This window comes from uncultured Bacteroides sp., from assembly GCF_905207245.1.
Lineage (GTDB): Bacteria > Bacteroidota > Bacteroidia > Bacteroidales > Bacteroidaceae > Bacteroides.
On the sequence record NZ_CAJLKP010000111.1, the window covers coordinates 1 to 13,765 of the forward strand.

The following is a 13,765-nucleotide window of genomic DNA, read 5'->3' on the forward strand; positions in this document are numbered from 1 at the left end:
GCACATAAGAAGGAGAACAAAGAAAATATCAAGGAGAGACTTTTTAGTCAGCCCCCTTTATTCTTAATCTTTGTCGGACTACAAACTTTAGGAGGTCTGATATGAACAATCCATTTGTAACCAACGGTTATGTTTCTCCGAAGTATTTCTGCGATCGGGAAACAGAGACTAATTCATAAGCGTACGAAAATTATACAAAACATAATACTTCTCCGGCATTTGTAAGTTCAGTGTCGGATTGAATGGGATTCAGTATACGACTGAATAGGGTTCAGTCGTATACTCATCCCTATTCAGTCGTATACTGATTATACCCCCTCTCTGAATATATTCCAGACGGTCTTCGGAGAAATATATAATGAAGGTAAAAATTAGATACGTTTCTCCGTTTAGTAATAGCTGACCTTCACGTTGCTGACTTCCACACTTCCCGAATAGCTGTTGATAGACCACGGATTCTTCTGCATCCCATAAATGCGGTTCGTATAAGCCACATTGTCATTGATGTAAACCACACAAATCGAGTTGTCCGTGCAGATTGTTACATGATATACATTGTCGGAAGGAGTGGGGAACAGATATCCGTCTATTCCGTCAATGAAGCCTTTGCCTTCATCTCCCTCTTCCTCAAAGTTAATCTTCCGCTTGTTATTGTTATCTTCCGGGTTCACCACAATGGTGTAGTACTTTTTAGAGTCAGTACCGCGCACCAGCGAAATACCGAATCTATCCGCATTGCTTGCCGTCTTTACGGTAAACGAAATCTTGTTGCATACATTCAGACGGTTGAAAAGTACATACGCATTGTCCGTCAGTGTGTAGCTGCCGTTACTTTCAGATACCCCGTTGCTCTTTTCCATGACCTTCACGTCAGAATCGGTTGTGTATTTCCGGCTGATACCTTCTATCAGTCCCAAAGACAGTGTTCCGTCTTCATGCTGGATGATTTTGTGCGTAACCAGGCTACCTGCCCATTCCGGTTCGTTGGGAGAAGCGCCGACTGCGGTGTTGTCGTTGCCCGAGCGGGTGGGGCACCATCCCCAGATATACCGGTTGGTACCGTCCGAAGCTGTTTTTCCGGCATAGAAACCACGGGAATCGAGAAAACCTTCGTGGTCATCGGGCCAGATGCCGGCATCATTTGCTGTGGTAGCTTTCAGCTCGTCGAGGGTTCGTCCTTTGAAGTATTGCACCTTGCGTACAGCTGCATGCATTTCCGAATAAACCAGATACCACCAGTCGCCCATTTTGAAGACATCGGGACATTCATAGAAACGGTCCCACATCATGGTCATGAATACGCCTACGTGTTCCCAGGTCTTCATATCCGCAGAGGTATATTCCGCCAGTACGCCTTTGCCGCTCTTCACAGTGGAAACGAGCATGTGATACTTCCCGTCTTCTCCCTCAAATACAAAGGGGTCGCGGAAATCGTTCTTGCTGTATCCGTCGGTGTCACCTTTCAGATAGAAAGTGCGGTTTTTGGTCCACGTCTTGAAGTCGGGAGAGGTGGCGTACATTACGACCTGCCCATTCTGGGATGAAGTGGGTTGATATTTGTTGCCCGTGTAGAAGGTATAGTATAAACCGTCCGAAGGATTATAAATAGTGCTTCCCGTTCCGATGGCTGCATCCTGTTCCGCCAGTCCGCCGCAGGAAATCAGTTCGCCCATAGAGGTGTATGAGGCGGCATCTTGGGTACTTACCGCCCATATAGGGTGGTAAGTGCCTGCCTGGTTCGGGCGGTATTCCTGTAGATACATGATTTTGAAATCCCCTGCCTGCGCATCGTAAAATGGCATCGGGTCGCCTACATAACCCACATAAGGTTTGTAGTATGTATCGAAATTCATTGCATCCGTCGAAGCAAAGTAAGTGGCTGTTCCGTTCCAGTCCTTTTGAGTCAGAACCGGATCATTGTCATCGTTGCAACTGCTGAAGGAAGTGACCATCATTGCAGCCAATGTAAGTGAATATATCATTGTTTTCATATATTAGTTTTTTATTTACCTGTTAAATAGTTGATTGCGTTCTCTGTCAGTCTGCCCACATTGCCGTGGTATTTATCTGCCGAAGCGTCTACGCCGTAAGCATACCAGTCATAGCATCCCGAACCGATACACATGATACCGCCCTTGCTGCCTTCTGCCGGATATTCCCATGCCACGATGGCTCCGTCGCCGCCATAACCCAGGTCGATGCCGCCATGGTTGGTACGCCATACTTCATTCGTGGCATAGCCGCCCCAATCGGAACCGATGTGCCATTGTGCCGTGCTGTTAGTGGTCCGGTAGCCGGCATCGAAGGTGTAAACCTTGTCCGTTTCGCCACTGTTCATTATCAGGTTCTGATAGAGTGGGTGGGACTCGTGTCCCTGGATAAAGAAATTCCAGGCGCCACCGGTTATTTCACCGCTTTCTTCCGATTGTCCCCAGCAGTTGTTCGGGTTGTTGCCGTCCAGGGTAGCACCCAGCTTGGCAGCATAATAGGTGGCGTAGCGGGTGAGCAGCAGGTTCATACCGTTGTTATACAGTTCCTTCATCTTCACCAGTGCACTGACTGCCGCAGGAGCTGCATTATCAAATTTATCCATATTGTCGATACCGCCGTCTATGTGTAGATGCCACCACATGAGTTCACATTCGCTCAGGTCAACCCGTCCTGCCTGCACATCCGCAAAGGAGATGTACTGTGCGTTGGCAACATTGTTCAGCATCCAGGTGGCCGCCTCTATCTCTTCCGGGTTCAGTTCGTCCAGCGTTGCTGCCAAGCCTACATATACGGCACTTGGGGCATCGGTCGGGATAACCGTAACCGTATAAACGGCAGTTGCGGTATTATACGAAACAGTGAATTCCACAGGGTTGGTAAAGTCGACCGCCTGACCGGATGCCGGCATAACTACCGCTCCTGCCGAAGTGGTGATTACGGGAACCAGGTTTCTTACATCCACCGTACTGGGGATGCGCACAGTGATGGTACGTTTGTTTTGGTCAATCACTCCGGCGTATGCATCATTCAGCTTGAATGAAAGAATTCTGGCTTCATCATGCTTGATGTTGACCGTATAATCCAGAAAAACATCTCCGTTGGTCACTTTTATTACTTGCGGGAACGAGAAGTTCAGCACATCGCCCGCCTTCACTGAAGCTACGGCGCCTTCGGACACTTCAATACCCGTGACTTTCATTGCATCCGTGTCATACACCTCAGGAACTGCCACGGTTATGGTCTTGTTTGTCCGGTCGATTGCCCCTGCATAATTCTCATCCAGTTCAAAGGCGGTCAGCCATGTGTCGCCGTCCAGTTGAAGGTTGGATTTATTGTCATCGCTGCATCCCGGGAGGGTAAACACCAGTGCAGTGCCCAGGAGAAGCGTATTTAGTTTATTCAATATTGATTTCATAATGTTCTTGTTATTTTAAGGTTACCAGTTACCGCAATTCTGTGAATAGTTTCCATTGCTGGCGCTCATCTGTGCAAACGGAATAGGCAGATACTCATTCTTGTTTTTGGTGAATGACGCATTGGTGTAGATGGTGCAGTCGGCAGCTTCTTCGGCATAGAACTTGTTCAACACTTCTGCTGCTTCCCCCCATCTCACGAGGTCGAAGAAACGTTCCGATTCCAAAGCCAGCTCCACACGGCGTTCAAACTTCAGCAATTTCAGGGCATCCGCCTGTGAGTAACTTCCCGTATAGGGCTGCACGTTGAAGCGTACGCCATATTCCATTTCGTAGTCGGCGATGGCTACCGTGCTTTGTTTGGCACGGTTACGCACTTCGTTTATCAGGTCGATGGCTTCGCTGGTGCGTCCGTCGTTCAGTTGGATTAATGCTTCGGCACGCATCAACAGTACGTCCGAGTAGCGCAGAACGATACGGTTCATCGGCGAACCCCACCAGGAACCTTTAATCAGATAACCGCCATCGGGGTCTACATTGTGTTTCAAGGTGACGTAGTAGCCGTAAAGTCCGTTGCTGCGGCTCCAGGTGGTCGATTCATCCATCATATACTTCTTGTTGAACTCATACGGGAATCCGGGCATACCTACCGTGAGGAAAAGGCGCGGGTCGGCATAATCGGATTGTGAATTGTAATCACGGCTGTTGAAAGCATCCAGCAACGGATATCCGTTGGCGTCTGTCCTGAATGCGTTCACCAAGTTCTGGCTGGGTTTGTAGAAGTCGCAACCGCCATCGGTGACACCCGGAATATTGGGAACAATCAAACCGTAAGACCAGTTACAGTTACCGTTTTTGGTACCGTCGTTCATGGAGTATTGCATGGCCCACAGGGATTCAACGCCATTCTCGTACTGAGGTTCTGGACGGAAGTTATTGTGGAAGTCAGATTCCAGTCCGTAACCGCCTGCCGACATGATGGCTTTGTCCGTGTACTGCACCACTTTCACCAGGTCTTCCGTGCTGATACTCGTCACTTCGTGGTTGTCCGCATTGTCTTGGTGATAAGCTTTATAGAGATAAGTCTTAGCCAGATAAGCTGCTGCGGCGGCTTTGGCTGGACGTCCCTTGTCGGCCTGCTTCACGGGGAGGTTGTCATAGGCGAACTGAAAATCGTCGGCAATCTGTTGCCAGCCTTCATCGTTGCTATAGGTAGTATTGGAAAGGTAATTGTATTCTTCCGGCGACAGGTTGGCATCATTGGCAAACGGAATCTTCTTGTACAGACGTTTCAGGAGGAAGTGTCCGTGGGCACGCAGGAATCTCATTTCGGCAATGCGCTGTTGTTTCAGTGAATAGGTGCTTTCGTCCACCTGCTCCAGAAGTTGCAGGGAGGTGTTGACGCGTGAGATACAGTTGTACAGGCGTTGCCACATGTCGCTGATGTTCCATGCCGTAGTCATGATGCCCTGCGAGATGTCCAGTGCATGGAATACGTCACCGTCTTCCGTACCGTTTCCACCTTTGTAGGCATCGTCCGAGCGTACGTCGTAGTTCCACATGGAGAAAGAAGAGTTGATATCTTCGGCGGTAATCCACACGGCATAGGCGGAGATTACCAGATTGTCGATGTAAGCCGGGTCCTTCAGTTGTTCGTCGCTGATGGTTCCCTGGGGGAGCTGGTCTTCCAGGAAATCTGTGCAACTGCCGCACATCAGGGAAAGACCTAAAACTGCTGTATATATTAATTTTCTCATAAGTAATTGATTTATTGATTTAGAAACCTACATTAACGCCGAAAGTCAGATTCATCGGGATAGGATAACCATAGTTGGCATTCTCCGGGTCTACTCCGGTAAACTCCTTGCTTTTGATAGTCAGCAAGTTCTGGGCACTTACATAGAAGCGCAGACGGTCCATTTTCAGCTTTTGGGAGAAGACTTTCGGAACATTGTAACCTATCTGTATATTACGCAGTTTCAAGAAAGAGCCATTCTCTACGAAATAAGTTGAAACACGTTTTTCATTGTTTATATCGCTGCGCGACAGTGCCGGAATATCAGAATTCGGGTTAGTCGGAGACCAGGCATCGAGCACCCGTTTACCCTTGTTCAGGAAACCGATGTTGAGGCCGCTCCAAAGGTCTGTTTCTTTTTTCAGGTCACTGATTACGTCTACTCCCTGAACACCTTGCCAGAACATGGTGAGGTCGAAGTTCTTGTATTCAAGATAGATATTCAGACCATAGCTGAATGCAGGCGTCGGGTCGTATATCCACTTCTGGTCTTTCTCGTTGATGATACCGTTATTGTCCAGGTCGCGCCAACGGATACGTCCCACTCCGGCACCTTCCTGGGTGGCATGGTTGTCGACTTCTTCTTGCGATTTGAAGATGCCGTCGGCCACGTAACCCACCTGCGAACCGTTGGCATGGCCGATAACGCTCTGTACGCCATTACCGCCGAAAGTACCGTTGGCTGCTACGGTAGCGGGTAGTTTGGTGATTTCATTCCGGTAGGTGGAGACGTTGGCATTCAGGTCATATTTCAATCCGAATGAAGTCTGGTTACGATAACCGAGGTTGAGTTCCACACCCATGTTTTTCATTTCTCCGGCATTAATCCATTGGCTGCTGCCTTCGCCCATGGCTGCGATACCTGCCATCTGCACCAGTATGTCCGTTGTCTTTTTGTAGAACCAGTCGAACGAACCGTACAGGCTTTGTTTGAACAGGGAGAAGTCGAGACCCAGGTTGGTCTGTGTGGTTGTTTCCCATTTGATGTTGTCATTACCGATTTGGTTGCGCTTGAAACCGGATTGAAGAATGCTTCCGCCATTGGTTCCGGCAATGTCGTAAGAAGTGCCGTAACTCTGACCGCCCGATTCCGTCACACCATAGTTGGGAACGTAAATCGTGTGGCGGGCGATGTTGGAAATTTCCTGATTACCGGTCTGTCCCCATGAACCACGGATTTTCAAATCGTCTATCCAGGTGAGGTCCTGCATGAACTTCTCACGGTTCAGGCGCCATCCCAGTGACACGGAAGGGAAAGTGGCATAGCGGTTGTTCTTGCCGAAGCGTGAAGAACCGTCACGGCGAACCGTTACAGAGAACAGATATTTATCATCATATGTATAGTTTAGTTTTCCGAAGAAGGAAACCAGCGAATAACCTTCACCGGCACCGTAAGCCTGGGCAGTGCCCGAACCGGCATCCGGCCACATATAGTCGGGAGTCAGGATGGCGTAATCCTCTTTATAACCGGAGAAGTGAATATCATCTTCACGGTTCAGTTCCATACCGATCATGGCATCACCACGATGCTTGCCGATTTCCAGGTTATAGGTAGCGATGGCATTCCACATCCATTTCGTCCAGTGTTCCTGTTTGGCTTCCACGGCATTCTTGTCATTTGCCACATTGCCTTCGGTAATCGGGTAAGTGAAGATGCGTTGCGATTTCTGTGCATAGTCCAGTCCGAATGTGGAACGTACATTGAATCCTTTGAAGGGATTCAGGTTGATGTAGGCATCACCAAACATGCGCCAGTAAGTATAGCGGTTATCAGAGTTACGTTCCAGGCGTGCCACCGGGTTTTCACGGTCGGGGTATCCGCCCACCGGACCGGCATATTCTCCGTTGATGTCACGCACCGGCAGTGAAGGGTTGAACTGCAATACATTTTGCAGGAACCCGCCCGGTGCCTGTACTTCCGAAGTGCGGTTCAAGGTGAAATGCTCTCCCACGGTCAGCACTTTGCCAATCAGATTATAACTGGAGTTCATGCGGGCGGAGAAACGTTCAAAGTCACTGTCCTTAATGATACCCAGATTCTTGTAATATCCCAGAGAGAAGAAAGAGGAACCTTTCTCCGAACCGTTACTTACAGATACATTGTATTGCTGGATTACACCTGTGCGTGTCGTTTCATCAAACCAGTCCGTGTCGGCAGCCGGTACCGTATTGGCGGAATCCAGATACTTGGACATGCTGATGCCGTTCAGTTGAGGATAGCCGTTGGTATCATAACCCCAGTTGTATTTATAACCCAGTGCATTGGTATTGGGGTCCTGTCCTTCGTTCACGTAAGCCTGCCACATGGCGCGGCCATATTCTTCCGTATTCAGCACTTCCATCTTATTGGTGTACATGGAAGCGGCGATGGATGCATCGAAGTTGATTTTCACTTGTCCTTCTTTACCTTTCTTAGTGGTGATGATGATGACACCGTTTGCAGCGCGCGAACCGTAGATGGAAGCTGAGGCTGCATCCTTCAATACTTGGATGGATTCGATGTCGTTGCCGTTCAGTTCGTGCATACCCGACTTGGTGGGTACACCGTCTATAATATAAAGAGGATCATTGTTGTTCAGGGTTCCTATACCGCGGATGCGTACCGTGGTGTTTCCACTGGGATTACCGTCGGCTGTGATGTTCATACCGGGCACGCGTCCTTGCAAAGCCTTTATCGGGTTGTTTTCGTTCTGTTTGGCTATTTCGTCCATGCTGACTACGGAGATGGCTCCGGTCAGGTCGGCCTTGCGCTGGGTGGTGTAGCCGGTAACTACAATTTCCTGTAGCATTTCGGATTCTTCTTCCAGAGAGATGCTCAGTGAGGCTTGCGCTTTTACATTCACCGTCTTGAAGCCTATATAAGAAATAGTAAGTTCCGAACCTTGGGCTACGGATAATGTAAATTCGCCGTCGATATTGGTAATGGTACCGTTGGCGGTCTGATTGGTTTCTATTACTGTTGCACCGATGATTGGCTCCCCATCGGTCTTAGAAACCACCTTTCCCTGTACGGTCAGGCTTTGCGCCTGTGCAAGCGTGCACATCAGAAGAAAAAGTGCAAATAGAAGTGATTTTTTTATGCCTTCCATGTTTTTAGATTTTAATTTAATAGTTTACTTTGTTTGTAATCGCAATGGATTACCTCTCAAAACCGGCTTTCCCGAGTCATGTTTTGATGGTGCAAATAAAAGGAATTAAATGAGAAGATGCTGTAATTTATGTTTCATAAGCTCGCAAATTTGTAACAAGATGGTGGTGAGGTATCATTTTTACCAGTTTATGAAACATAAATTACAGGCTTTCTTCCTGATATTCGCTTCCTTTGCAAAGTGCTTTCCCGGGCAACCAATTATTAACTGTTTTTTTAATACCAAGAAACATCATGAATCTAAAAAACTATTTGTTAACAGCACGGTGGACTTTCGCCTTTATAATAGGTACTGTATGGTCTGTTTTCTCGTGCCAGGCTATTAATCCTCCTTTCGTGATTAAACATTTAGGCGACGGACAGAGCATTGTCCGGATTGAGAATCAAAAGAAATTCCTGTTACTTCCCGTAGAAGAAACTTCTCCGGAGGCTAAACTCTATATGATTGCGAATAATGACGTAGTGCGCAACATGAATGTACGTCTGGCTATCAATAAAGTAGATTATTTTGTTCCGGTGGACCTTTCCGGATTTGATAATCAATCACTCTCCTTTAACTTCCAGCTCATCCCCGATACGGCCATCTGCTGGAATGAGATGAAACTTTCCGATACTTTCGATATTGCCAACCGTGAAGACTTCCGCCCGCTCTATCACTTCACCCCTCAATATGGGTGGATGAACGACCCCAATGGTATGGTTTATAAGGATGGTGTGTATCACCTGTTTTATCAATATAACCCGTATGGTTCCATGTGGGGAAATATGCATTGGGGACATGCCACCAGTACCGACCTTGTGTCCTGGGAACACCAGCCGGTAGCTATTGCACCCGATGCATTGGGCACCATATTCAGTGGTTCATGCGTAGTGGATAAAGATAATACGGCAGGTTTCGGTGCCGGAGCCATCATCGCTTTCTATACTTCGGCAAGCGAGCGCCAGGTACAGAGCATGGCTTATAGTCTTGACAATGGGAAAACCTTCAAGAAGTATGCACGCAATCCGATACTGACTTCCACCCAACGCGACTTCCGCGACCCGAAAGTATTCTGGCACGATGCCACCGACAAGTGGATTATGGTGCTTGCCGTAGGTCAGGAAATGCAGTTCTACTCTTCTGCCAACCTGAAAGACTGGACCTATGAAAGTAGTTTCGGTGAGGGGCAGGGTGCTCATGGCGGTGTCTGGGAGTGTCCCGATCTGATTGAATTGCCCATCGAAGGCACTGAACTGAAAAAGTGGGTATTGATTTGCAACATCAACCCCGGAGGCCCTTTCGGCGGTAGCGCTACCCAATATTTTGTAGGAACCTTCGACGGAAAGACCTTCGTGAACGAATCCCCGAAAATGACGAAGTGGATGGACTGGGGAAAAGACCACTATGCCACTGTAACCTGGAGTAATGCCCCCGAAGGACGCCATATAGCCCTGGCATGGATGAGTAATTGGCAGTACGCCAACAATGTGCCGACCATGCAATACCGTAGCGGCAATTCCGTTCCCCGTGATTTGAGTCTTTATACTTCGGACGGCGAGACTTATCTGAAGTCATCCCCTTCGCGTGAACTCCTGACATTACGCGGAAAAGGGGAGAAGAAGCGTTCTTTCAAAGTAGACCGTACCTATAATATGGATAAACTTCTCGCTGACAATACCGGTTCGTATGAAATAGAGATGACCATCAAGAACAGAAATGCGGAAGTCATTGGTTTCCAACTTTTCAACTCGAAAGGGGAAGAAGTGGATATCTACTATAATTTGGTAGAGAAGAAGTTTGCAATGGATCGTACCAAAAGCGGAATCGTATCGTTCAGTCCGGACTTTCCCGTGGTAACATTCGCTCCGATAGAAGATAACTATGAGATGAAGCTACGTATCTTTGTAGATAAGTCCAGTATCGAAATATTCGGTGACGACGGACGTCTGGCGATGACAAATCTGGTATTTCCTTCGGAACCTTATAACCGTATCAGTTTCTATGCTAAAGGGGGAAGCTACACGGTAAGTTCGTTTCAGGTTTATAAGCTGAAATAATTAAAGTATAGGAATGTACTCACTATCATAACCGTAGTATCCGTCATCCTTCGACAAGTTCAGGATGACAGATACTAACAGATATTGCTCTGTTTCTCTTTTATTCCTCTATCTCAATCGTATATTTTCCTCTGAACGTTTCTTCGGGTTGCAGATGCTGCACCCAATCCTTATCCTTATACTCACCTGTGTAGTGCGCCCTGTCACACCGCCCATACCACGGCTCTATGCAGACAAACGGAGCATTCTTTGCCGGTGGCGACCATAACCCCACCACGGGAGCATCAAAATGCAGACTGAGATAAGGTTTCTTCTCCTTATTATATAGAGTCACCTTTCTCACCTGGCTGCCTTCCAGTATCAGTGCGTCCTTATCGAATGTATGTGTATCCAATGGCAAAAGTTCATCGGTCAGTTTCAACGGGTATTCAGTGTCCGGGTCGGCGCAACCTTTCTCGGAAATCAGGATATATTTCAATCCGCTTTTCTTGTTGAAGCCGAAGAATCCCCGTTCCTGAGTTTCAGCATCAAAATCCGGGTAATAGAATGCCGGATGCGCACCTATCTGGAAGTGCATTTCTTTTTCTCCGGTATTCTTCACTTCCCACATGACGTCGATTTTCTTGTCGCGGATGCGGTAACCGATTTCGAGGCAGAACGGGAAAGGATATTTCTTCAGCGTTTCTTCGTTGCTGACCAGTTGATAACGCAGTTCGTCATTCTGTTCTAATATTAATTTGAATTCCATGTTGCGGGCAAAACCATGTTGCGTGAGCACATAAGTAGAGCCTTCATTCCGGTATTCGTTTTCCCATACGCTACCTACAATCGGGAAGAGTACAGGTGAGTGGCGTTTCCAGAATTCCGGTTCAGCCTGCCACAGGTATTCTTTTGCGTTGGCAAAAATGCTGCATAGTTCTGCCCCATGTGCAGAGACTTCAATGCTAAGTCGTCCATTAAAGAGTGTTTCCATCTTGTTGTTTAAAAAGTTTCTTTGTATAATCTCCCACAAAAATAGACAAAAAGACAGATAATAGCTCTCAAATAGGCGTAAAAAAGAGCTTCGTATCATAATTGCTACTCTTTGTAACAAAAGTGATACCCTATTGTCTTAAGATTCGCTTCCTTTGCAACGTGCTTTCCCGAGCCAGGAATATACTTAAATTAATACCATAGAACAATGAAATCTAATTCTTCGTTATCTAAGCTTGTCCCGGTGATGTTCTGTTTCTTCGCCATGGGATTCGTCGATCTGGTGGGCATCGCCTCCAATTATGTAAAAGCCGATTTAGGTCTGACAGATTCACAGGCTAACATTTTCCCTTCGCTGGTTTTCTTCTGGTTCTTGATTTTCTCCGTACCGACAGGTATGCTAATGAGTCGTATCGGACAGAAAAAGACGGTACTCCTTAGTTTGGTGGTGACATTCGCTTCCCTTTTGTTACCCGTTTTCGGTGATAGTTATATGTTGATGCTGCTTTCTTTCTCTTTATTGGGGATTGGAAATGCATTGATGCAGACTTCACTGAATCCGTTGCTCTCTAATATTGTCAGGGGAGACCGGCTGGCAAGTAGCCTAACTTTCGGACAATTTATAAAAGCGATTGCCTCATTCCTTGCACCTTACATTGCCATGTGGGGGGCTACGCAGGCTATTCCGTCCTTTGGTATGGGTTGGCGCGTGCTGTTCCCTATTTATATGGTGATAGCTGTGATTGCGGTTTTACTGTTGGGACAGACGCAAATCACCGAAGAGAAAGAGGAGGGAAAACCTTCTACGTTCAGCCAGTGTCTGGCTTTGTTGGGCAAACCGTTCATCTTGCTTTCTTTCATTGGTATCATGTGCCATGTGGGAATTGATGTCGGTACCAATACCACTGCTCCTAAAATCCTGATGGAACGTCTGGGCATGGGACTGGATGACGCCGCATTTGCTACGAGCCTTTATTTCATTTTCCGTACGGCAGGCTGTTTCACGGGTTCTTTTATTCTGCGGAAGATGAATGCGAAATCGTTTTTTGCCATCAGTAGTTTCCTGATGTTGATTGCAATGATCGGGCTTTTTGCTTTCCATTCCAAAACAACTATTTATATTTGCATAGCGTTGATAGGTTTCGGTAACTCGAATATCTTTTCGATTGTCTTCTCGCAGGCGTTGCTGTATATGCCGGGCAAGAAGAACGAAGTTTCCGGGCTGATGATTATGGGACTTTTCGGCGGAACCGTATTTCCGTTGGCAATGGGACTGGCAAGCGATGCGGTAGGGCAGAGCGGTGCGGTAGCGGTAATGACTGTCGGAGTGCTGTATCTGCTGTATTATACTTTGAAGATTAAAAAATAACTTTATATCTAACCATAATTCATAATTATATCGAGTATCATGAATAAAATCATCGTAGGAATGGGTGAAGCACTTTGGGATGTGCTGCCCGAAGGAAAGAAAATAGGCGGTGCGCCTGCCAACTTTGCATATCATGTTTCACAGTTTGGTTTCGACAGCCGTGTGGTGAGTGCTGTAGGGCGTGATGCTGACGGTCAAGAAATATTGGATGTATTTGCCCAAAAGAAGCTGGCTTGCCAGATAGAACAGGTGGATTATCCTACAGGCACGGTGCAGGTAAATCTGGATGCTGTGGGTGTTCCTTGCTATGAAATCAAAGAAGGAGTGGCTTGGGATAACATTCCTTTTACGGACGAACTGAAACGTTTGGCCCTTTCCACCCGTGCGGTTTGTTTCGGTTCGCTGGCACAGCGCAGTGCGGTGAGTCGCGCCACTATCCAGCGTTTTCTGGATACGATGCCCGACGGGGATGAGCAGATAAAGATTTTCGATATCAATCTCCGCCAGGGGTTCTATACGAAAGAGATACTTTGCGAGTCTATGCGCCGTTGCAACATTCTTAAAATCAATGATGAAGAGTTGGTAACTATCAGTCGTATCTTTGGCTATCCGGGGATTGACTTGCAGGATAAATGCTGGATACTCCTGGCTAAATATAATCTGAAAATGTTGATTCTGACTTGCGGCACGAACGGCAGTTACGTGTTTACTCCGGGCGTTGTGTCTTTCCAGGATACCCCCCGGGTTCCGGTTGCCGATACCGTTGGTGCGGGAGATTCATTTACTGCGGCTTTCACGTCTGCCATACTTAGCGGAAAGCCGGTGCCTGAGGCGCATAAGCTGGCGGTGGAAGTTTCTGCTTATGTCTGTACACAGAGCGGGGCTATGCCGGAGCTGCCGCAGGTGCTGAAAGACAAGATAATATAGTATGTCCATTCCCACTCTAAAACGAATTAGTGTTTGCCGATGCATTTATATAATATGTTGATTATTAGTAGATAGTATTTACCGACTATTTACCTCACGATGTAAAAGCATTT

Annotated in this window: 8 protein-coding genes; 3 read left to right on the forward strand and 5 right to left on the reverse strand. The window is 47.2% G+C overall.

Translation table 11 applies throughout. The annotated features are described in order from the left end of the window. Positions 1-389: 389 nt before the first annotated feature. From QZ135_RS22510 to QZ135_RS22525, 4 genes are read right to left on the reverse strand one after another with little or no spacing between them, the layout of a single operon-like run. Entirely contained in the window at positions 390-1,991 is a 1,602-nt protein-coding gene (locus QZ135_RS22510) for a glycoside hydrolase domain-containing protein (protein WP_294614848.1), read from the reverse strand. An 11-nt stretch (positions 1,992-2,002) separates the two neighbouring features. Beyond that, positions 2,003-3,406 carry a DUF4960 domain-containing protein gene (locus QZ135_RS22515; RefSeq protein WP_294614851.1) on the reverse strand — a complete coding sequence of 468 codons (1,404 nt, stop codon included), beginning with the start codon at positions 3,404-3,406 and terminating at the stop codon, positions 2,003-2,005. A 21-nt stretch (positions 3,407-3,427) separates the two neighbouring features. Further along, positions 3,428-5,161, reverse strand: coding sequence for a RagB/SusD family nutrient uptake outer membrane protein (locus QZ135_RS22520; protein ID WP_294614854.1), 1,734 nt, complete (start codon positions 5,159-5,161; stop codon positions 3,428-3,430). Between the two features lie 19 nt (positions 5,162-5,180). After that, a complete protein-coding gene (locus QZ135_RS22525) occupies positions 5,181-8,288 on the reverse strand; it encodes a TonB-dependent receptor (protein WP_294614857.1) in 3,108 nt (1,035 codons plus the stop codon). A gap of 293 nt (positions 8,289-8,581) precedes the next feature. Here QZ135_RS22525 and QZ135_RS22530 point away from each other — a divergent pair, with 293 nt between their 5' ends. Continuing rightward, the gene (locus tag QZ135_RS22530) at positions 8,582-10,384 is read left to right on the forward strand and encodes a GH32 C-terminal domain-containing protein (RefSeq protein WP_294614860.1); all 1,803 of its coding nucleotides are present in this window, start codon (positions 8,582-8,584) and stop codon (positions 10,382-10,384) included. Positions 10,385-10,484: 100 nt separating this feature from the next. On the opposite strand, the gene QZ135_RS22535 is transcribed toward QZ135_RS22530, so the two are convergent. Continuing rightward, complete coding sequence (locus tag QZ135_RS22535) at positions 10,485-11,357, reverse strand: aldose 1-epimerase family protein (protein WP_294614863.1); 873 nt, start codon at positions 11,355-11,357, stop codon at positions 10,485-10,487. Between the two features lie 207 nt (positions 11,358-11,564). On the opposite strand from QZ135_RS22535, the gene QZ135_RS22540 reads away from it, so the two are divergent. Continuing rightward, positions 11,565-12,725 (forward strand): MFS transporter, encoded by a 1,161-nt coding sequence (locus tag QZ135_RS22540; protein ID WP_276921320.1) that lies wholly within the window; start codon positions 11,565-11,567, stop codon positions 12,723-12,725. Between the two features lie 39 nt (positions 12,726-12,764). Further along, entirely contained in the window at positions 12,765-13,652 is an 888-nt protein-coding gene (locus QZ135_RS22545; RefSeq protein WP_294614870.1) for a carbohydrate kinase, read from the forward strand. Positions 13,653-13,765: the final 113 nt, after the last annotated feature.

Coding starts and splice junctions, on each gene's coding strand:
- QZ135_RS22515 (WP_294614851.1), bottom strand. CDS start 3,406: ATGAAATCAATATTGAATAAACTAAATACGCTTCTCCTGGGCACTGCA.
- QZ135_RS22545 (WP_294614870.1), top strand. CDS start 12,765: ATGAATAAAATCATCGTAGGAATGGGTGAAGCACTTTGGGATGTGCTG.
- QZ135_RS22510 (WP_294614848.1), bottom strand. CDS start 1,991: ATGAAAACAATGATATATTCACTTACATTGGCTGCAATGATGGTCACT.
- QZ135_RS22530 (WP_294614860.1), top strand. CDS start 8,582: ATGAATCTAAAAAACTATTTGTTAACAGCACGGTGGACTTTCGCCTTT.
- QZ135_RS22540 (WP_276921320.1), top strand. CDS start 11,565: ATGAAATCTAATTCTTCGTTATCTAAGCTTGTCCCGGTGATGTTCTGT.
- QZ135_RS22535 (WP_294614863.1), bottom strand. CDS start 11,357: ATGGAAACACTCTTTAATGGACGACTTAGCATTGAAGTCTCTGCACAT.
- QZ135_RS22520 (WP_294614854.1), bottom strand. CDS start 5,161: ATGAGAAAATTAATATATACAGCAGTTTTAGGTCTTTCCCTGATGTGC.
- QZ135_RS22525 (WP_294614857.1), bottom strand. CDS start 8,288: ATGGAAGGCATAAAAAAATCACTTCTATTTGCACTTTTTCTTCTGATG.